This is a genomic window from Cupriavidus ulmosensis (genome assembly GCF_977008105.1).
Genome location: NZ_CDRMWP010000001.1, coordinates 2,753,627 through 2,772,243, shown reverse-complemented (window position 1 = coordinate 2,772,243; position 18,617 = coordinate 2,753,627). Strand labels below are relative to the sequence as shown.

The window sequence follows — 18,617 nt, the reverse complement described above, 5'->3', positions numbered from 1 at the left end:
GCGGAGGTGCGCCGGCGGGGCGGGCTGGTGCATACTACGGCCTCGCCGGCCCCCCTCCGGCCCCATTCCTCAGCCATTCCGACCGCCCCATGAAACGCATTCTCGTCATCAAGATCACCTCGCTGGGTGACATGGTCCACACGTTGCCGTTGGTGTCCGACCTGCGCCGCGCCTATCCCGAGGCCAAGATCGACTGGGTGGCGGACGCCTCCTGCGCGGACATCCCGCGCTGGGCGGTGGGCGTGGACCGCGTGATCGCGCCGCCGCTGCGGGGTTTCAAGAAGTCGCGCAGCTGGGCCGACCTGCGCGCCATCATCGGCGCGCTGTGGCAACTGCGCCGGGAAAAGTACGACGTGGTGGTGGACGTGCATGGCGTCTACAAGAGCGCCATCGTGGCGTGGCTGGCGCGCTCGGGTCGCCGGCTCGGCTACGCCGCCGAGTATCTCGGCGAGGCGCGCGCCGTGTTCGCCTACACCCAGATCTTCGGGCCGCACGGCGACGCCACGGCCCGCTACAAGATGCGCATGGTGGTGGCCAACGCGCTCGGCTACCCGATCGAGCCGGCCGAGCACTACGCCCTGCGCGTGCCGGCGCCGGCCACGCCGCTCAACGCCGACGGCCAGCCGCGCGCGATGCTGTTCCACGCCACCTCGGTCGAAGCCAAGAAATGGCCGGCGCAGCGCTGGATCGCGGTCGGCAGGGAGCTGACGGCGCGCGGCTACAGGATCCAGTTGCCGTGGGGCTCGCCGGCCGAGCGCGCGGAATCCGAGGCGCTGGCCGCCGAGATCCCGGGCGCGGAAGTGCTGCCGCGCATGACCATCACCGAATGCGCGCAGCGCGTCGACGCCGCCGCGCTGGTGGTCGGCACCGATACCGGCTTCGTCCATCTCGCCGACGCGCTCGGCAAGCCCTCGGTGATGTTGTTCACGGTGACGGACAGCCAGCATTTCGGCATCAATACGCCGGGCCAGTCCGTCTCCGTGGGCGCGAAAGGCATGGTGCCGGAAGTCGCGGAAGTGCTCGACGCCATCGATCATGTCACCGCGGGCGAGCGCAGCCGTCAGGCAGGCGCCGCGCACACGGCCTGAGCGCTTGCCCGGGCCGCGCCGGCCCCGCGCTTGCGTTGTGTATCGTCCGATATATAATCGATCCGTACCGGCTGCCGGGAAACGACCATTTCTTGGGGCGGATGCAGCAGACGACGCAAACGGCAAGGAACCCTCATGGCGCGACCCCGCGAATTCGATGAACGGCAGGTGCTGGAAGCCGCGGGAGACGCTTTCTGGGCCCGCGGCTTCGAAGCCACCTCCATGCGCGACCTGGTCCGGCTCACGGGCCTGACGCAACCCAGCCTCTACAACGCCTTCGGCGACAAGCGCGGCCTCTACCGGCGCGCGCTGGACCACTACCTCACCCGCACGCTGCACGAGCGCATGCGCCGCGTCGAATCCGTGCTGCCGCCGGGCGCGGCCATCACCGCCTTCATGTCCGAGGTGATCGAACGCTCGCTCTCGGACCAGCAGCATCGCGGCTGCATGCTGGTCAACGCCGCGGTGGAATCGACGCCCGACGACGAGGACCTGCAGGCCGCCATCGTCGCCGAGCTGGATCAGATGCGCGCGTTCTTCCGGCGCTGCATGGTGGCGGGGCAGGGCAGCGGCGAGATCCCGCCGCTGCTGCCGCCCGAAGCCGCCGCCACGCACCTGCTGGCCGTGCTGCTGGGCCTGCGCGTGCTGGCGCGGATCGAGCCGCGGCGCGCGCTGCTCGAAGGCGCGGTCAGCCCGACGCTCGGCCTGCTGGGGCTGCCGCCGCTGCCGGCCGCGGATGGCGGGCAGCGCCCGCAATAGCGGCAGGACCCGTTGCGGCAAGACCCGTTGCCGCGTCCGGCGCGAAACGCGCAGGCGTCCTAGAATGGTCGGCATTCCCGCACGCGAGCACCGTGCATGCCCCAGACCACAAGGACCCCATCCCATGAGTCAACTTTTCCAGCCGCTCTCCATCGGCAACCTGCGGCTTGAAAACCGCATCACCATCGCGCCCATGTGCCAGTACTCGGCCGAGGACGGCTCCGCCGGCGACTGGCACATGATTCACCTCGGCCAGCTCGCCATCTCCGGCGCGGGGCTGCTGATCATCGAAGCCTCCGCGGTCTCGCCGGAAGGGCGCATCACGCCGCAGGACCTCGGCCTCTACTCGGACGCCAACGAAGCCGCGCTGGGCAAGGTGCTCGCCGCCGCCCGCGCGCACGCGCCGATCGCCATCGCCATCCAGCTCGCCCACGCCGGGCGCAAGGCCTCCAGCCACGCGCCGTGGGACGGCGGCCTGCAGATCCGCCCCGACCAGCCGCGCGGCTGGAAGACGGTGGCGCCCTCCGCCGTGCCGCACGCCGAAGGCGAAGACCCGCCGCACGCGCTCGACCGCGCCGGCATGGACAAGGTCCGCGACGACTTCGTCGCCGCGGCGAAGCGCGCCGCGCGCCTGGGCCTCGACGGCATCGAGATCCACGCCGCGCACGGCTACCTGCTGCACCAGTTCCTCTCGCCGCTGGCCAACAAGCGCGACGACGAATACGGCGGCAGCCTCGAAAACCGCATGCGCTTCCCGGTCGAAGTGTTCGACGCGGTGCGCGCCGCGTTCCCGGCCGACAAGCCCGTGTGGGCGCGCATCTCCGCCACCGACTGGGTGCCGGGCGGCTGGGACATCGAAGGCACGGTGGCGCTGTCCAAGGTACTCAAGGCGCGCGGCTGCGCGGCCATCCACGTCACCACCGGCGGCGTCTCGCCGGCGCAGGCCATCAAGCTCGGGCCGGGCTACCAGGTGCCCTACGCCCAGCGGGTCAAGGCCGAAGTGGGCCTGCCCACCATCGCCGTGGGCCTGATCACCGAACCCGAGCAGGCCGAAGCCATCATCGCCAACGGCGAGGCCGACGCCGTGTCGCTGGCGCGCGCCATGCTCTACGACCCGCGCTGGCCGTGGCATGCCGCCGCCAAGCTCGGCGCGCAGGTGCACGCGCCCAAGCAGTACTGGCGCTCGCAGCCGCGCGAGTACAAGGACTTGTTCATCGATGCGAGCTTCGGGCAGCGTTGACGAGGCGGCGTTGCTGGCCGGCATGCGCGTTCAGTCCAGGCTGTTGAGGAACGACAGTATCCAGATCGTCAGGATGGGCGCGCCGGCCAGGCAGCGCAGCCACAGGTCGCGCCGCGTGGCCCACAGCGCCCACAACGCCGACAGGGCCGCGGCCAGGATGATCGCGCAGGCGGCGAAATAATGCTCGCGCGAGCGGTGGGCGTGGAGCGCGCTCACCGGGCCGAGCACGCCGCCGGCCTGGTCCGGCGGAAAAGCGCTGCCCCAAAGCTCGGCGATCATCAGGAGGCTGATAAAGCCGAGGAGCAGCGTCAGCAGCCATCTGGCCGCGAGCATCCATCGAGATGTTTTTTTCATTCCGGATCGTCGTCATGCATGCGCCTTCGGCGCGACGGTTCCAGATTTACGGCAGGTGGCGGGCGGATTCAGGCGGAAAAATCTGAACCGGGGGTGGGGGATTTCTGGAAAGACAGGCGGGCGGCGGCGCGGCAATGCCACGGGCCATTGACTTGCGCATGCGCGCGGCGCACCGGAGACGCACCAAAGAAAAAAGGACTTGGGCTGTCGCCTCAAGTCCTTCGTTCTTCACCGAATTCTGGTGGGTGGTACAGGGATTGAACCTGTGACCCCTGCCGTGTGAAGGCAGTGCTCTACCGCTGAGCTAACCACCCCTGCTGCTGCGTTGTTGCTGCCGTGCTGCAGAGAAACGAAATTATGCCGGCACCTCTGTATCTTGTAAAGCCCTTTCTTGGAAATTTCTTCAAGAAAGTGGTGCGGCACATCCACGGGGCTGCCGCTGCCCTTGCGTGGGGCGCCCCATGCCGGTCTACGCGGCCTGGACGGCATCGGTTTCGGGCGGCGGTTCCTTCCATACCACCTTGCCGCCGCTGGCCTTGTCGAGCTGCTTGAGCACGCCGAGGTGGGCTTCGATTTCCTCGTCGCTGGCCATCAGCACGGGCAGCGCCAGGCGGGAGAGGTCGGCGGCGGCCACCGCGCCGCTTTCCTCGCCGCCGCCTTCGAGCATGTCGATCACCAGCGAGTTCTGGCCGCGCGTCATGGCGAGGTAGACCTCGGCCAGCAGTTCCGCGTCGAGCAGTGCGCCGTGCAGCGTGCGGTGCGCGTTGCTGACGCCGAGGCGGTCGCACAGCGCGTCGAGCGAGTTGCGCTTGCCGGGGAACATCTGGCGGGCTTCGCGCAGGGTGTCGATCACGCTGCCGGCGTGTTCGCGGAACGGCGGCAGGCCGACCAGCTTGAATTCCATGTCGAGGAAGCCAAGGTCGAACGGCGCGTTGTGGATGATCAGCTCGGCGTCCTGGATGAAGTCGCGGATCTCGAGGGCAACCTCGGCGAACTTGGGCTTGTCGGCCAGGAATTCGAGCGTGATGCCGTGCACGGCGATCGCGCCTTCGTCGATGTCGCGCTCGGGGTGGACGTAGAAGTGCAGGTGGCGGCCCGTGAGGCGGCGGTTGAGCAGCTCCACGCAGCCGATTTCAATCAGGCGGTCGCCGCCGGCGGCGTTGAGGCCGGTGGTTTCGGTGTCGAGTACGATCTGTCGCATGGCGGGCATTCTAACCGGTGGGGCGCGGCGGCCGGCCGCCGCCGCGTGGGTTACTGTTGCTTGAGCGAGGCCACGCCGCGGTTGGCGAGGGCGTCGGCGCGTTCGTTGCCGGGGTGGCCGTTGTGGCCGCGCACCCAGTGCCAGGAGATGTCGTGGCCCTGGGCGAGCTTGTCCATTTCCTGCCAGAGGTCGGCGTTCTTGACCGGCTTCTTGTCGGCGGTCTTCCAGCCGCGCGCCTTCCAGCCGGGCAGCCATTCGCCGATGCCTTTCTGCACGTATTGCGAGTCGGTGTAGACCGCCACGCGGCAGGGCCGCTTGAGCGCGCGCAGCGCTTCGATGACGGCGGTCATCTCCATGCGGTTGTTGGTGGTGTTGTGCTCGCCGCCGAACAGTTCCTTTTCGTTGCTGCCGGCGACCAGCACGGCGCCCCAGCCGCCGCGGCCGGGATTGCCCTTGCAGGCGCCGTCCGAGTAGATGATGACGTCTTCGATTTCGTTGCTTGACATGGAGTTCGCTGCTGGGGCGGGCGGCCTGTGGCGGCGCCCGCCGGGTTGTTCGGTAAAGAGTCGGTGGCGTTCAGTGCTCGTCGCCGGGCGACTTGCCGTGGGTGCCGGTGGGCGTGGCCACCGGCGCGGCGACCGGCGACAGCGCGGGCTTGGTCTTCCACGCGGGGCCGACCAGGCGGATGTTGCGCACGCGCTTGACCGCCGAGATCATGTAGACGGAGCCGAAGATCGGCCACCAGCGGTCGCCGGCCTTTTCCATGAAGGCGGCGCGCTGCAGCCAGCGCTCGGTGCGATAGGGCGGACAATAGCAGCCGAAGCGGCCGCGGATGATATCGAATCCGAGCAGCTTGAGCCAGTCCTTGATGCGCACGAAGCCGATCGACTGGCTGTCGTGCGGCAGGAACGGGTCGGCGCCGAGCCGCTTGAGGCCCTGGCGCGCGCCCCACAGGCTCATCGGGTTGAAGCAGGTGACGACCACGCGGCCTTCGGGCATGAGCACGCGGGAGACCTCGCGCAGCACTTCGTGCGGGTCTTCGGAGAATTCCAGCACGTGCGGCAGGGTGACGAGATCGATGCTTTGCGTCTCGAACGGCAGTTCGTCGAAGCGGCACAGCAACTGGCGCGCGTCGGCCTGGGCGCGCGGGCCGTGGGGGCCGCTGCCGGGCGCGAGCGCGAGTGCGGAGAACGGCATGCGGTTCTCGCGCAGGGTGTCGATGTGGGGCAGGCCGAGCTGCACGGCGTGGTAGCCGAAGATGTCCGTGACGGTCCGGTCGTACTGGGTCTGCTCCCATTGCAGCATGTACTGCCCGGGTGGCGAGGCAAGCCAGTCTTCCCAACTTATAATCGGACGCTTGGACATAGGAGCACGCATGTTGAAGGTGGAGCCGATTCCCGCATTCCAGGATAACTATATCTGGGCGATCCACGACGGTCACTGCGCCGCCGTGGTGGACCCGGGCGAGGCTGCGCCGGTGGAGGCTTACCTGGCGCGCCACGGGCTGGCCCTGGGCGCTATTGTAATCACCCACCATCACGGCGATCACCAGGGCGGCGTGGCGGAGCTGCTGGCGGCACACCCGGCGGCGCCGGACGGCGCGCCGCTGCCGGTGATCGGGCCGGCCGGCGAGCGCATCGGCGGGCGTACCGTGGCCGTGCGCGAGGGCGACACGGCGGACGTGGCCCATCCCGCCATGCGGTTGCGCGTGCTGGACGTGCCGGGCCACACCGCCGGCCACGTCGCCTACGTGGCCGACCTGCCGGGCGCGGGCCGCGCGGTGTTCTGCGGCGACACGCTGTTCGCCAGCGGCTGCGGGCGCCTGTTCGAGGGCACGCCGGCGCAGATGCTGGCCTCGCTCGACAAGCTGGCCGCGCTGCCTGGAGGCACGCGCGTCTACTGCGCGCACGAGTACACTCGCAGCAACGTCCGCTTTGCCCGCGCGGTGGAGCCGGACAATGCCGCGCTGGCGGCGTGGGAGGCGCGCGTGGAGGCGCTGCGCGCGGCCGGCACGCCGACCGTGCCGACCACGGTGGCGCAGGAGCGCGAGGTCAATCCGTTCCTGCGCTCGCGCGAGCCCGGCGTGCGCCGGGCGGTGGCCGCCCACGCGGGCGGTCCCGCCGGCGACGACGCGGCGGCCTTCGGCGCGCTGCGCGGCTGGAAGGACAATTTCCGCTGATTGCGCGCGGCGCCCGCCAGCCTTTGCCTGGCCTGCGCCCGCCGCATCCATTGCCCGCCGCGCCGGCCTGCCCGCCGCCGCGGCGGGGAGAATTTCATTGACGCGAAAGCCGGATTTTTTTAGCATCAGGCAAATTTTTAGCGTCACGATTTGAGAACTTAATGAAAATTGGTCGATTACTGGCGGTATTTGCGTGTGCCACGCTGCTAGCAGCGTGCGCCAGCACGCCAACGCCGCCTGAAGCCGCCGACGGCGGCACCGCGACCGCCTCCGCAACCAGACCGGCTGTCTCGAAGCCCGATCCGCTCAACTCGATCAACAGCGCTTCCGTCATCAACGTCGACAGCGACAGCCTCGACTGGCTGCGCGGCCCGTCGAACGACATCTGGGGCCGCATCCGCCGCGGCTTCGCCATGCCCGACCTGGAAGGCACGCTGGTCGACGACCGCACGCAGTGGTACGCGCAGCGGCCGGACTACATGGAGCGGATGGTGGGGCGCTCGAGCCGCTACCTGTATCACATCGTCGAGGAGCTGGAGCGGCGCAAGATGCCCACCGAGCTGGCGCTGCTGCCGTTCGTGGAGAGCGCGTTCAACCCGCAGGCCGAGTCCACCGCCAAGGCCGCCGGCATGTGGCAGTTCATCCCGAGCACCGGCAAGACCTACAACCTCAAGCAGAACATGTTCCGCGACGAGCGGCGCGACGTGCTGGCCTCCACCGACGCCGCGCTCGACTACCTTGCCCGGCTGTACGACATGTTCGGCGACTGGCAACTGGCGCTGGCCGCCTACAACTGGGGCGAGGGCGCGGTCTCGCGCGCCATCGCGCGCAACCAGGCGCGCGGGCTGCCGACCGACTACGCCAGCCTGAGCATGCCCAACGAGACGCGCTACTACGTGCCCAAGCTGCAGGCGGTCAAGAACATCATCGCCAACCCGCAGTCGTACGGGGTCAAGCTGCCGGACATCCCGGACCACCCGTACTTCGTCACGGTGACGACCTCGCGCGACATCGACGTCACGCTGGCGGCCAAGCTGGCCAACCTGCCGCTCGACGAGTTCAAGGCGCTCAACCCGTCGTTCAACCGGCCGGTGATCCTGGGCGCGGCCAACCCGCAGATCCTGCTGCCCTTCGACAACGCCGAGCGCTTCCAGTACAACCTCAACACCTACCGGGGCGGGCTGTCGAGCTGGACCGCGGTGACGGTGGACAACCGCGAGCGCATCGAGTCGCTGGCGGCGCGGCTGAACATCGACGCCGACACCATCCGCGACATCAACCGCATTCCCAAGGGCATGCGGCTCAAGGCCGGCTCCACGGTGGTGGTGCCGCGCTCGGGCGAGCACAACCAGGACATCAGCGCCACGCTGGCCGAGAGCGCCATGATGGCGGTGGAGCCGGACGTGCCGGACGCGCGCCGCATCGTGGTGCGCGCCGGGCGGCGCGACACGGTGGCCACGGTGGCGCGCCGCTATGGCGTGTCGGCGGGCCAGGTGCAGTCCTGGAACAAGCTGTCCGGCACCAAGCTGGTGGCGGGGCAGAGCCTGGTGGTGATGGTGCCGGCGGCGAGCCGCTTCGCCAGCGCGCCGGCGCTGCCGTCGACCGCGTCGGCGCTGGTGCCGGTGCGCGCGGTCGAGCCGGTGCGCGCGTCGGCGCCCGGCAAGGGCGGCCGCGGCGCGCGTCAGCGCGTGGAGGTGCAGGCGGTGCCGCGCAAGGGCGCGGCCGTGGCGGCCAAGGCGCCGGCGCGGGCATCGTCCGCCAAGGCCGCGCCGGCGGTGGCAGCGGTGGCGACGACCAAGGGCGCCGCCGCCAAGCCCGCCGCCCGGACGGCGGGCCCGGCCAAGGCCTCGGGCAAGGCGCACACGCGCTGAGGGCGCGGGCCTGGCCCGCACCGGGTTTGCGCTATATCAAGGGCGTGCCGCGCAGGCACGCCCTTTTTGTTTGCCGCGCGGCGGCCGGTAAGTCTTGCGTAAGGCGGCATGGCCAGACTGCAAGCGCCGCCGGTGGTGGCAAACTAGTGCTTTGCATCGCGAATTCGTCGATCGAGCCCGCCGGCAAGACATCACACAACCCGCGACAAAGCGGAGGAGACAAGCCATGACGGCAACCCGTGCCTTTCACGCCCGGTCGCTGAGCGATCCCGCCGGTTTCTGGGCCGAACAGGCCCGCCGCATCGAATGGGAGACCCCGTTCGACACCGTGCTGGACGACAGCCGCGCGCCATTCACCCGCTGGTTCGTGGGCGGGCGCACCAATCTCTGCCACAACGCCGTGGACCGCCACCTGGCGGAGCGCGCGGCCCAGCCGGCGCTGATCTACGTGTCCACCGAGACCGGCGAGCACCGCAGCTACAGCTACGCGGAACTGCACGACGAGGTCAACCGCATGGCGGCGATCCTGCAGCAGATGGGCGTGGTCAAGGGCGACCGCGTGCTGATCTACATGCCGATGATTCCCGAGGCCGCGTTCGCCATGCTGGCCTGCGTGCGCATCGGCGCGATCCATTCGGTGGTGTTCGGCGGCTTCGCCTCGGTCAGCCTGGCCGCGCGCATCGACGACGCGCGGCCGCGCGTGGTCATCAGCGCCGATGCCGGCTCGCGCGCGGGCAAGGTGGTGCCCTACAAGCCGCTGCTGGACGCGGCGCTGGAGTTGGCCGCGCACAAGCCCGAGCGCGTGCTGCTGGTGGACCGCCAGCTGGCGCCGATGACGCTGGCCGCGGGCCGCGACGAGGACTACGCCGCCTGGCGCGAACGCGTGGGCGCGGCGCGGGTGCCGTGCACGTGGCTGGAATCGAACGAGCCGTCCTACGTGCTCTATACCTCCGGCACCACCGGCAAGCCCAAGGGCGTGCAGCGCGATACCGGCGGCTACGCCGTGGCGCTGGCCGCGTCGATGGAATACATCTTCTGCGGCAAGGCCGGCGACACCATGTTCTCCAGCTCGGACATCGGCTGGGTGGTCGGGCACAGCTACATCATCTACGGCCCGCTGCTGGCCGGCATGACCACGCTGATGTACGAGGGCACGCCGGTGCGCCCGGACGGCGGCATCCTGTGGCAACTGGTGGAGCAGTACCGCGTGAACCTGATGTTCAGCGCGCCCACCGCCATCCGCGTGCTCAAGAAGCAGGACCCGGCCTGGCTCACGCGCTACGACCTGTCCAGCCTGCGGCTGCTGTTCCTGGCCGGCGAGCCGCTCGACGAGCCCACCGCGAGCTGGATCCAGCAGGGCATCGGCAAGCCGGTGGTGGACAACTACTGGCAGACCGAGACCGGCTGGCCGATCATCGCCATCCAGCGCGGCGTCGAGCCGCTGCCGCCCAAGCTGGGCTCGCCGGGCGTGCCGGTGTACGGCTACGGCCTGAAGATCGTCGACGAGAACACCGGCGCCGAATGCCCGCCCGGGCAGAAGGGCGTGGTGGCCATCGACGGCCCGCTGCCGCCGGGCTGCATGACCACCGTGTGGGGCGACGACGAGCGCTTCGTCAAGACCTACTGGACCGGCGTGCCGGGGCGCCGCTGTTATTCCACGTTCGACTGGGGCGTGCAGGACGAGGACGGCTACATCTTCATCCTCGGGCGCACCGACGACGTCATCAACGTGGCCGGCCACCGGCTCGGCACGCGCGAGATCGAGGAGAGCATTTCCTCGCACGCGGCGGTGGCCGAGGTGGCGGTGGTGGGCGTGCACGACGCGCTCAAGGGCCAGGTGGCGATGGCCTTCGTGATCGCGCGCGACGCCAGCCGCACGGCCACCCAGGCCGACCGCCTGGCCTTCGAGGGCGACCTGATGAAGACCGTGGACCAGCAGCTTGGCGCGGTGGCGCGCCCGGCGCGGGTGTTCTTCGTGGGCGCGCTGCCCAAGACCCGCTCCGGCAAGCTGCTGCGGCGCGCCATGCAGGCCGTGGCCGAGGGGCGCGACGCGGGCGACCTCACCACCATCGAGGACCCGAGCGCGCTGGCGCAGTTGCAGGCGGCGATGCAGGGCTGAGGCGGACGGAAGGGCTGGCCGGGGCGGGGCGGCGAATGCCGCGCCCCGGCCGGAGATGACGGCGGCGCCGCTGCGCCGCCGCAGAGATTGTGCTTGCCAGGCGCCGGCATGCGGGCTAATATTTTAGGAATAAAATATTTAGGCATGATCTAGATGCGCGGCCGCGCATCGCATGTGCCGAGTTCGCCGGCCGGCGGTATTCCCGGGCCGGCACGCAGGAGACGGAAGATGCGAGTGCTGTGTATCGGCGGCGGCCCGGCGGGGCTGTATTTCGGCCTGCTGACCAAGCTGCGGGACCCCGCCAGCGAGGTCTGGGTGGTCGAGCGCAACCGCCCCTACGACACCTTCGGCTGGGGCGTGGTGTTCTCCGACGCCACGCTGGACAACCTGCGGCAGGCCGATCCGGTCAGCGCGCGCGAGATCGACGCGGCGTTCAATCACTGGGACGACATCGACGTCCACATCGGCGGGCGCACCATCCGCTCCGGCGGGCACGGCTTCATCGGCATCGGCCGCAAGCGCCTGCTCAACATCCTGCAGGCGCGCTGCGAGGCGCTCGGCGTGCACCTCGTGTTCGAGACCGACGCGACCGACGACCAGGCGCTCGCGCAGCAGTACCGGGCCGACCTCGTGATCGCCTCGGACGGCATCAACAGCCGCGTGCGCACGCGCTATGCCGACACCTTCCGGCCCGACATCGACACGCGCCGCTGCCGCTTCGTCTGGCTCGGCACGCACAAGCTGTTCGACGCCTTCACCTTCGCCTTCGAGAAGACCGGGCACGGCTGGTTCCAGGCCCACGCCTACCGCTTCGACGACAGCACTTCCACCTTCATCGTGGAGGCGCCGGAGCCGGTGTGGCGCGCCGCGGGCATCGAGCAGATGAGCCAGGAGGAGGGCGTGGCCTTCTGCGAGCGCCTGTTCGCGCGCCATCTCGACGGCCACCGCCTGATCAGCAACGCCACCCACCTGCGCGGCTCGGCCAGCTGGATCCGCTTCCCGCGCGTGATCTGCCAGACCTGGGTGCACTGGAACACGCTGGCCGACGGCCGCCGCGTGCCGGTGGTGCTGATGGGCGATGCCGCGCACACCGCGCATTTCTCGATCGGCTCGGGCACCAAGCTGGCGCTGGAAGACGCCATCGAGCTGGCCGACAACATCCGCGCCGCTGGCGATGCGGGCGATGTCGGCGCCGCCGCGCTGCCGCGGGCGCTGGAGCGCTACCAGGCCAGCCGCAGCGTGGAGGTGCTCAAGATCCAGAACGCCGCGCGCAATTCCACCGAGTGGTTCGAGAACGTCGAGCGCTATGCCGGCATGGCCCCGGAGCAGTTCGCCTACTCGCTGCTGACGCGCTCGCAGCGCATCTCGCACGAGAACCTGCGCGTGCGCGACGCGGCCTACGTGGCAGGCTTCGAGCGCTGGCTGGCCGGGCAGGCCGCGGCGCATGCCGGCGGCGCCGCGCCCGCCGCGCATCCCGTGCCGCCGATGTTCACGCCGTTCCGCGTGCGCGGCGTGACGCTGAAGAACCGCGTGGTGGTGTCGCCGATGGCGATGTACTCGTGCGTGGACGGCGTGCCGGGCGATTTCCACCTGGCGCATCTCGGCGCGCGCGCGCTCGGCGGCGCGGCGATGGTGGTGGCGGAGATGACCTGCACTTCCCCGGACGCGCGCATCACGCCGGGCTGCCCGGGTTTGTGGAGCGACACCCAGCGCGACGCCTGGCGCCGCATCGTGGACCTGGTGCACGCCAGCAGCGACGCGCGCATCGCCATGCAGCTCGGCCATGCCGGGCGCAAGGGCTCGACCCAGCTCGGCTGGGAGCAGATGGACTATCCGCTTGCCGGCGGCAACTGGCCGCTGCTGTCGGCCTCGCCGCTGCCCTACCTGCCCGGTGTCTCGCAGGTGCCGCGCGAGATGACGCGCGCCGACATGGACCGCGTGCGCGACGATTTCACCGCCGCCGCGCGGCGCGCCGCCGAAGCCGGCTTCGACTGGCTGGAGCTGCACTGCGCGCACGGCTACCTGCTGTCGAGCTTCATCTCGCCGCTGACCAACCGGCGCGCCGACGAATACGGCGGCACGCTGGCCGCGCGGCTGCGCTATCCGCTCGAGGTGTTCGCCGCGGTGCGCGCCGCGTGGCCGCAGGACAAGCCGATGTCGGTGCGCATCTCGGCGCACGACTGGGTCGAGGGCGGCATCACGCCCGACGACGCGGTCGGGATCGCGCGCGCGTTCAAGGCCGCCGGCGCCGACATGATCGACTGCTCGTCCGGCCAGGTCAGCCCGGACCAGGCGCCGGTGTACGGCCGCATGTACCAGACGCCGTTCGCCGACCGCATCCGCAACGAGGCCGGCATCGCCACCATTGCCGTGGGCGCGATCTTCGAGGCCGACCACGTCGACAGCATCATCGCCGCCGGGCGCGCCGACCTGTGCGCGATCGCGCGCCCGCACCTGGCGGACCCGGCCTGGACCCTCCACGAGGCGGCGCGCATCGGCCACCGCGAGCTGGCGTGGCCGAAGCAATACCAGGCCGGCAAGCGCCAGCTCGAGACCAATCTGGAGCGCGCCGCGCAGGTGGCGCAACAGCAGGCGGCGCAGGCGGCGCGGGCGATACAAGCGGCGGCGCGGCATGCGCGGCAAGCGGAGGAACGTTGAACATGGCGGCACAACTTGCATTGCAGGGCCGGCACGCGCTGGTCACCGGCGGCGGCCGCGGCATCGGCGCGGCGATCGCGCGGCGGCTGCTCGCGCACGGCGCCAGCGTCACGCTGCTCGGGCGCGACGCCGCCACGCTGGCCGCCACCGCCGACGCGCTGGCCGACGCGGTGGTGCCGCCGGCCACGCTCGGCACGGTGAGCGCGGACGTCGCCAGCGCCGACAGCGTGGCGGCGGCCTTTGCCGCGGCGGCCGCGCGCGCGGGGCGCATCGACATCCTCGTCAACAACGCCGGGCAGGCGCGCAGCGCGCCGTTCCTGAAGACCGATCTGGTGCTGTGGCAGGGCATGCTCGAAGTCAACCTGACCGGCACCTTCCTGTGCACGCAGGCGGCGCTGCCCGGCATGCTGGAAAACGGCTGGGGCCGCATCGTCAACGTGGCCAGCACCGCCGGGCTGGCCGGCTACGGCTACGTCAGCGCCTACTGCGCGGCCAAGCACGGCGTGATCGGGCTCACGCGCGCGCTGGCGCTGGAGACCGCGCGCGGCGGCGTGACCGTCAACGCGGTCTGCCCCGGCTACACCGAGACCGACATCGTGCGCGACGCGGTGGCCAACATCGTGCGCAAGACCGGCCGCGGCGAAGCCGAGGCGCGCGCCGAGCTGGCGAAGGGCAACCCGCAGGGCCGGCTGGTCCAGCCCGAGGAAGTGGCCGACGCGGTGGCGTGGCTGTGCCAGCCGACTGCCGGCGCCATCACCGGGCAGGCGGTGCCGGTGGCCGGCGGCGAAGTCATGGCCGGCTAGCCGCGCGCGCCGGGACACGACCCACGCAATCCAACCAACACCCGCAAGCGAGAGAGACGAGATGAGCGAAATCGCACTGGACATGCGCCACCACAAGCGCAGCTTCGCCGGCTACCAGCCCAGGCACTTCCTGTGGTCGGTCTCGGCCGACGGCAAGGTCGGCACCGTGACGCTGAACCGCCCCGAGCGCAAGAACCCGCTGACCTTCGATTCCTACGCCGAGCTGCGCGACCTGTTCCGCGGCCTGTGCCATGCCAGCGACATCAAGGCCGTGGTCGTCACCGGCGCCGGCGGCAATTTCTGCTCGGGCGGCGACGTGCACGAGATCATCGGCCCGCTCACGCGCATGACCATGCCCGAGCTGCTCGACTTCACGCGCATGACCGGCGACCTGGTCAAGGCCATGCGCGCCTGCCCGCAGCCGGTCATCAGCGCCGTCGACGGCATCTGCGCCGGCGCCGGCGCGATGATGGCGCTGGCCTCCGACATGCGGCTGGGCACGGCGCAGGCCAGGACCGCCTTCCTGTTCGTGCGCGTGGGCCTGGCCGGCGCCGACATGGGCGCGTGCTCGCTGCTGCCGCGCGTGATCGGCCAGGGCCGCGCCGGCGAGCTGCTCTACACCGGCCGCGCGATGAGCGCAGAAGAGGGCCTGCAATGGGGCTTCTTCAACGCGCTGCACGCGCCCGGCACGCTGCTGGCCGACGCGCAGGCGCTGGCCGCGCAGATCGCCGCCGGCCCCACGTTCGCGCACAGCGTGACCAAGAAGCTGCTGCACCAGGAATGGAACATGGGCCTGGACGAAGCCATCGAGGCCGAGGCCGAGGCGCAGGCCATCTGCATGCAGACGCGCGACTTCCGCCGCGCCTACGACGCCTTCGTCGCCAAGGCGCGCCCGGTGTTCGAAGGCGACTGAATCTTGCGCGCAACGCCGAACCAGAGGAAATCCCACGCCATGTCCGACAAGAGTTATCTCTCGCTGCCGTTCTTCGACGATGCGCACCGCGCGCTGGAGCAGCGCCTCGACGCCTGGGCCGCAGCCTCGCTCGCGGTCGACCACCGCGACACCGACGCCGCCTGCCGCGCGCTGGTGCGCCAGCTCGGCGCGGCCGGCTGGCTGCGCTATTGCGTGCCGGCCGCCTATGGCGGCGCGCTCGACAAGCTGGATTCGCGCTCGCTGTGCCTGCTGCGCGAGACGCTGGCCCGCCACGACGGCCTGGCCGACTTCGCCTTCGCCATGCAGGGGCTGGGCAGCGGCGCGATCTCGCTGGCCGGCAGCGAGGCCGTGCGCGAGCGCTACCTGCCGCGCGTGGCGCGCGGCGAGGCCATCGCCGCGTTCGCGCTGTCCGAGCCCGATGCCGGCTCCGACGTGGCGGCCATGCAGTGCCGCGCCGCGCGCGACGGCGACGACTACGTGCTCGACGGTGCCAAGACCTGGATCTCCAACGGCGGCATCGCCGATTTCTACTGCGTGTTCGCGCGCACCGGCGAGGCGCCCGGCGCGCGCGGCATCTCGGCCTTCGTGGTCGACGCCGACACGCCCGGGCTGACGATTGCCGAGCGCATCGACGTGATGGCGCCGCACCCGCTGGCCACGCTGCGCTTCGACCGCTGCCGCGTGCCGGCCGGCGCGCGCCTGGGCGAGGCGGGGCAGGGCTTCAAGGTGGCGATGATGACGCTGGACATCTTCCGCGCCTCGGTGGCCGCCGCGGCGCTCGGCTTCGGCCGCGCCGCGCTGGACGAGGCGTTCGCGCGCGCCAGCACGCGGCCGATGTTCGGCGGCGTGCTGGCCGACCTGCAACTGACGCAGGCCGCGCTCGGCGACATGGCCACCGCGATCGACTCGGCGGCGCTGCTGACCTACCGCGCGGCGTGGCTGCGCGACGTGGCCGGCGTGCGCACCACGCGCGAGGCGGCGATGGCCAAGATGGTGGCCACCGAGAACGCGCAGCAGGTGATCGACCGCGCCGTGCAGATGTTCGGCGGGCTCGGCGTCAAGGTCGGCACGCGCGTGGAAAGCCTGTACCGCGAGATCCGCTCGCTGCGCATCTACGAAGGCGCCACCGAGGTGCAGAAGCTCATCATCGCGCGCGAGACGCTGGCGCAGCAGCGCGGCTAGCGCGGCGGACAGCGCGGCAAGACCCTTACCAGCATCATCAGAATGAAGGAAGCGGAGACAATCATGGCTAGCACAGCCCACCTCGATACCTTTGCGCGCGACCGGCTGCCGCCCCCGGAGCAGTGGCCCGAGCTGCTGTTCAACGAAGACACGCAATATCCGCCGCGCATGAACTGCGCGCTGGAGCTGGTCGAGCGCCACGTGCGCGAGGGGCGCGGCGCGCGCGTGGCGATCCGCTACGAGCAGGACGGCGCGCGGCACGCGGTCACCTACGCGGAGCTGGCCGCGCTGTCCAACCGCATCGCCCACGTGCTGACCGGCGACATGAAGCTGGTGCCCGGCAACCGCGTGCTGCTGCGCGGGCCCAACAACCTGATGATGGCGGCGAGCTGGCTGGCGGTGGTCAAGGCCGGCCTGATCGCGGTGCCGACCATGCCGCTGCTGCGCGCCAAGGAACTCAGGCAGGTCATCGACCGCGCCCAGGTCGGCGCGGCGCTGTGCGACGCGCGCCTGCGCGACGAGCTCGACGCCAACCTCGCGCCCGGCGGCGCGCAGCACTGCCCGGGCCTCGCGCAGGTGCGCTACTTCAACGGCAGCGGCGCCGACGCGCTGGAAGCGGCCATCGCCGGCAAGCCGGACGCCTACGCGGCCTGCGACACCGCCGCCGACGACATCTGCCTGATCGCCTTCACCAGCGGCACCACGGGCCAGCCCAAGGGCACCGTGCATTTCCACCGCGACGTGATCGCCATGTGCGACCTGTTCCCGCGCCACGTGCTCAAGCCGGGCCCGGACGACATCTTCTGCGGCACGCCGCCGCTGGCCTTCACCTTCGGCCTGGGCGGCATGCTGTGCTTCCCGCTGCGCGCGGGCGCCTCCACCGTGCTGGCCGAGCGGCTCACGCCGGAGAGCCTGCTGGCGCTGATCCAGTCGTGGCGCGCCACCATCGTCTTCACCGCGCCGACCTTCTACCGCCAGATGGCGGCGCTGGCGCCGGGCTACGACATCGCCAGCCTGAAGAAGAGCGTGTCGGCCGGCGAGGCGCTGCCCGACGCCACGCGCCAGAGCTGGAAGGCCGCCACCGGCATCGAGATGACCGACGGCATCGGCGGCACCGAGATGATGCACATCTTCATCTCCAGCGCCGGCGCGGACGTGCGGCCCGGCGCGATCGGCAAGGTGGTGCCGGGCTACGTGGCGCGCATCGTCGACGAGGCCATGCAGCCGGTGCCGCCGGGCACGGTCGGCAGGCTCGCGGTGCGCGGGCCCACCGGCTGCCGCTACCTGGACGACCCGCGCCAGGCGGCCTACGTGAAGGACGGCTGGAACCTGCCCGGCGACACCTTCATGGCGGATGCCGACGGCTATTACTTCTACCAGGCGCGCTCGGACGACATGATCGTCTCGGCGGGCTACAACATCGCCGGCCCCGAGGTGGAGAGCGCGCTGATGCGCCACGTGGCGGTGGCCGAATGCGGCGTGGTCGGCATGGCCGACACCGAGCGCGGGCAGGTGGTGGCGGCCTACGTGGTGCTGCGCCCCGGCGTGCCGGCGGGCGAGGACACGCGCGCGGCGCTGCAGGCCTACGTCAAGGCGGAGATCGCGCCGTACAAGTATCCGCGCCGCGTGATCTTCGTCGACGCGCTGCCGCGCACCGAGACCGGCAAGCTGCAGCGCTTCCGCCTGCGGCAGATGGCCGAGCAGCAGGCGGCGGCGGACGGCGGGGCGGGGCAGCCGTGAGCGAGGTCTTCGCCGGCACGCGGCGCGTGCGCTTCAAGGACTGCGATGCCGCCGGCATCGTGTTCTTCCCGCGCTACTTCGAGATGCTCAACGACCTCGTCGAGGACTGGTTCCGCGAGGCGCTGGGCTGGCCCTTCGGCGAGATGCACGGCGCCGGCGGGGCCGGCGTGCCGACCGCGGCGCTGTCGTGCCGCTTCATGGCGCCGAGCCGGCTCGGCGAGGTGCTCACGCGCGAGCTGCGCGTGACGCATCTCGGGCGCAGCAGTTTTTCGCTGCTGGTGCGCTTTCGCGGGCCGGCCGGCGACGCGCGGCTGGAGATCGCGCAGCGGCTGGTGTGCGTCGATGCCGGCAGACTGGCGCCGCGCGCGCTGCCGCCCGCGGTGCACGCGGCGATGGCGCGCTTCCTGGCGCCGCCGGGCGAGGCCGGCGGTATGCCTGCCGACGGCCCGCGCGGCGAGGACGGCGGCTGAGCGCCGCGCCAGCCCGGGC

16 protein-coding genes and 1 tRNA gene are annotated in these 18,617 nt (G+C 71.0%); 12 read left to right on the top strand and 5 right to left on the bottom strand.

Annotation, left to right across the window (positions count from 1 at the left end; all coding sequences use genetic code 11):
• The first annotated feature begins 89 nt into the window (after window positions 1–89).
• The 3 genes from waaC to ACWTPI_RS12590 all read left to right on the top strand — a co-directional run bounded on the left by waaC (window position 90) and on the right by ACWTPI_RS12590 (window position 3,087).
• Window positions 90–1,088 (top strand): lipopolysaccharide heptosyltransferase I, encoded by a 999-nt coding sequence (gene waaC, locus ACWTPI_RS12600; protein ID WP_454731787.1) that lies wholly within the window; start codon window positions 90–92, stop codon window positions 1,086–1,088.
• A 135-nt stretch (window positions 1,089–1,223) separates the two neighbouring features.
• Window positions 1,224–1,847, top strand: coding sequence for a TetR/AcrR family transcriptional regulator (locus ACWTPI_RS12595; RefSeq protein WP_454731786.1), 624 nt, complete (start codon window positions 1,224–1,226; stop codon window positions 1,845–1,847).
• Between the two features lie 124 nt (window positions 1,848–1,971).
• Window positions 1,972–3,087, top strand: coding sequence for an NADH:flavin oxidoreductase/NADH oxidase (locus ACWTPI_RS12590; RefSeq protein WP_020206649.1), 1,116 nt, complete (start codon window positions 1,972–1,974; stop codon window positions 3,085–3,087).
• 30 nt (window positions 3,088–3,117) lie between these two features.
• Here ACWTPI_RS12590 and ACWTPI_RS12585 read toward each other — a convergent pair whose 3' ends face one another.
• From ACWTPI_RS12585 to ACWTPI_RS12565, 5 genes are all read right to left on the bottom strand, one after another.
• Window positions 3,118–3,441, bottom strand: a complete 324-nt coding sequence (locus ACWTPI_RS12585) for a hypothetical protein (RefSeq protein WP_454731785.1) — start codon at window positions 3,439–3,441, stop codon at window positions 3,118–3,120.
• 239 nt (window positions 3,442–3,680) lie between these two features.
• A tRNA-Val gene (locus ACWTPI_RS12580) sits at window positions 3,681–3,755 on the bottom strand.
• 155 nt (window positions 3,756–3,910) lie between these two features.
• Entirely contained in the window at window positions 3,911–4,642 is a 732-nt protein-coding gene (dnaQ, locus tag ACWTPI_RS12575; protein WP_454731784.1) for a DNA polymerase III subunit epsilon, read from the bottom strand.
• A 50-nt stretch (window positions 4,643–4,692) separates the two neighbouring features.
• Window positions 4,693–5,133: a ribonuclease HI gene (gene rnhA, locus ACWTPI_RS12570; protein WP_029044381.1), complete on the bottom strand. Its 441-nt coding sequence runs from the start codon at window positions 5,131–5,133 to the stop codon at window positions 4,693–4,695.
• Window positions 5,134–5,218: 85 nt separating this feature from the next.
• Window positions 5,219–6,007, bottom strand: a complete 789-nt coding sequence (locus ACWTPI_RS12565; RefSeq protein ID WP_029044380.1) for a class I SAM-dependent methyltransferase — start codon at window positions 6,005–6,007, stop codon at window positions 5,219–5,221.
• Between the two features lie 10 nt (window positions 6,008–6,017).
• Here ACWTPI_RS12565 and gloB point away from each other — a divergent pair, with 10 nt between their 5' ends.
• The 9 genes from gloB to ACWTPI_RS12520 all read left to right on the top strand — a co-directional run bounded on the left by gloB (window position 6,018) and on the right by ACWTPI_RS12520 (window position 18,598).
• Window positions 6,018–6,821, top strand: coding sequence for a hydroxyacylglutathione hydrolase (gloB, locus tag ACWTPI_RS12560; RefSeq protein ID WP_454731783.1), 804 nt, complete (start codon window positions 6,018–6,020; stop codon window positions 6,819–6,821).
• Between the two features lie 161 nt (window positions 6,822–6,982).
• On the top strand, window positions 6,983–8,692 hold the full coding sequence (locus ACWTPI_RS12555; protein WP_454731782.1) for a transglycosylase SLT domain-containing protein: 1,710 nt from the start codon (window positions 6,983–6,985) through the stop codon (window positions 8,690–8,692).
• Between the two features lie 226 nt (window positions 8,693–8,918).
• Window positions 8,919–10,811, top strand: a complete 1,893-nt coding sequence (locus ACWTPI_RS12550) for a propionate--CoA ligase (RefSeq protein ID WP_059413321.1) — start codon at window positions 8,919–8,921, stop codon at window positions 10,809–10,811.
• Between the two features lie 228 nt (window positions 10,812–11,039).
• A complete protein-coding gene (locus ACWTPI_RS12545) occupies window positions 11,040–13,469 on the top strand; it encodes a bifunctional salicylyl-CoA 5-hydroxylase/oxidoreductase (protein WP_454731781.1) in 2,430 nt (809 codons plus the stop codon).
• Between the two features lie 2 nt (window positions 13,470–13,471).
• Window positions 13,472–14,272, top strand: coding sequence for an SDR family NAD(P)-dependent oxidoreductase (locus ACWTPI_RS12540; RefSeq protein ID WP_454731780.1), 801 nt, complete (start codon window positions 13,472–13,474; stop codon window positions 14,270–14,272).
• A gap of 61 nt (window positions 14,273–14,333) precedes the next feature.
• On the top strand, window positions 14,334–15,185 hold the full coding sequence (locus ACWTPI_RS12535) for an enoyl-CoA hydratase family protein (RefSeq protein WP_454731779.1): 852 nt from the start codon (window positions 14,334–14,336) through the stop codon (window positions 15,183–15,185).
• A 39-nt stretch (window positions 15,186–15,224) separates the two neighbouring features.
• Window positions 15,225–16,388, top strand: coding sequence for an acyl-CoA dehydrogenase family protein (locus ACWTPI_RS12530; RefSeq protein WP_454731778.1), 1,164 nt, complete (start codon window positions 15,225–15,227; stop codon window positions 16,386–16,388).
• 63 nt (window positions 16,389–16,451) lie between these two features.
• Window positions 16,452–18,128, top strand: a complete 1,677-nt coding sequence (locus tag ACWTPI_RS12525; RefSeq protein WP_454731777.1) for an AMP-binding protein — start codon at window positions 16,452–16,454, stop codon at window positions 18,126–18,128.
• Window positions 18,125–18,598, top strand: coding sequence for an acyl-CoA thioesterase (locus ACWTPI_RS12520; RefSeq protein ID WP_454731776.1), 474 nt, complete (start codon window positions 18,125–18,127; stop codon window positions 18,596–18,598). Before ACWTPI_RS12525 ends, ACWTPI_RS12520 begins: the two co-directional genes overlap by 4 nt.
• Window positions 18,599–18,617: the final 19 nt, after the last annotated feature.

Coding starts and splice junctions, on each gene's coding strand:
- ACWTPI_RS12590 (WP_020206649.1), top strand. CDS start 1,972: ATGAGTCAACTTTTCCAGCCGCTCTCCATCGGCAACCTGCGGCTTGAA.
- ACWTPI_RS12545 (WP_454731781.1), top strand. CDS start 11,040: ATGCGAGTGCTGTGTATCGGCGGCGGCCCGGCGGGGCTGTATTTCGGC.
- waaC (WP_454731787.1), top strand. CDS start 90: ATGAAACGCATTCTCGTCATCAAGATCACCTCGCTGGGTGACATGGTC.
- ACWTPI_RS12565 (WP_029044380.1), bottom strand. CDS start 6,007: ATGTCCAAGCGTCCGATTATAAGTTGGGAAGACTGGCTTGCCTCGCCA.
- ACWTPI_RS12530 (WP_454731778.1), top strand. CDS start 15,225: ATGTCCGACAAGAGTTATCTCTCGCTGCCGTTCTTCGACGATGCGCAC.
- dnaQ (WP_454731784.1), bottom strand. CDS start 4,642: ATGCGACAGATCGTACTCGACACCGAAACCACCGGCCTCAACGCCGCC.
- ACWTPI_RS12540 (WP_454731780.1), top strand. CDS start 13,472: ATGGCGGCACAACTTGCATTGCAGGGCCGGCACGCGCTGGTCACCGGC.
- ACWTPI_RS12555 (WP_454731782.1), top strand. CDS start 6,983: ATGAAAATTGGTCGATTACTGGCGGTATTTGCGTGTGCCACGCTGCTA.
- ACWTPI_RS12535 (WP_454731779.1), top strand. CDS start 14,334: ATGAGCGAAATCGCACTGGACATGCGCCACCACAAGCGCAGCTTCGCC.
- ACWTPI_RS12595 (WP_454731786.1), top strand. CDS start 1,224: ATGGCGCGACCCCGCGAATTCGATGAACGGCAGGTGCTGGAAGCCGCG.
- ACWTPI_RS12525 (WP_454731777.1), top strand. CDS start 16,452: ATGGCTAGCACAGCCCACCTCGATACCTTTGCGCGCGACCGGCTGCCG.
- ACWTPI_RS12585 (WP_454731785.1), bottom strand. CDS start 3,441: ATGAAAAAAACATCTCGATGGATGCTCGCGGCCAGATGGCTGCTGACG.
- gloB (WP_454731783.1), top strand. CDS start 6,018: ATGTTGAAGGTGGAGCCGATTCCCGCATTCCAGGATAACTATATCTGG.
- ACWTPI_RS12550 (WP_059413321.1), top strand. CDS start 8,919: ATGACGGCAACCCGTGCCTTTCACGCCCGGTCGCTGAGCGATCCCGCC.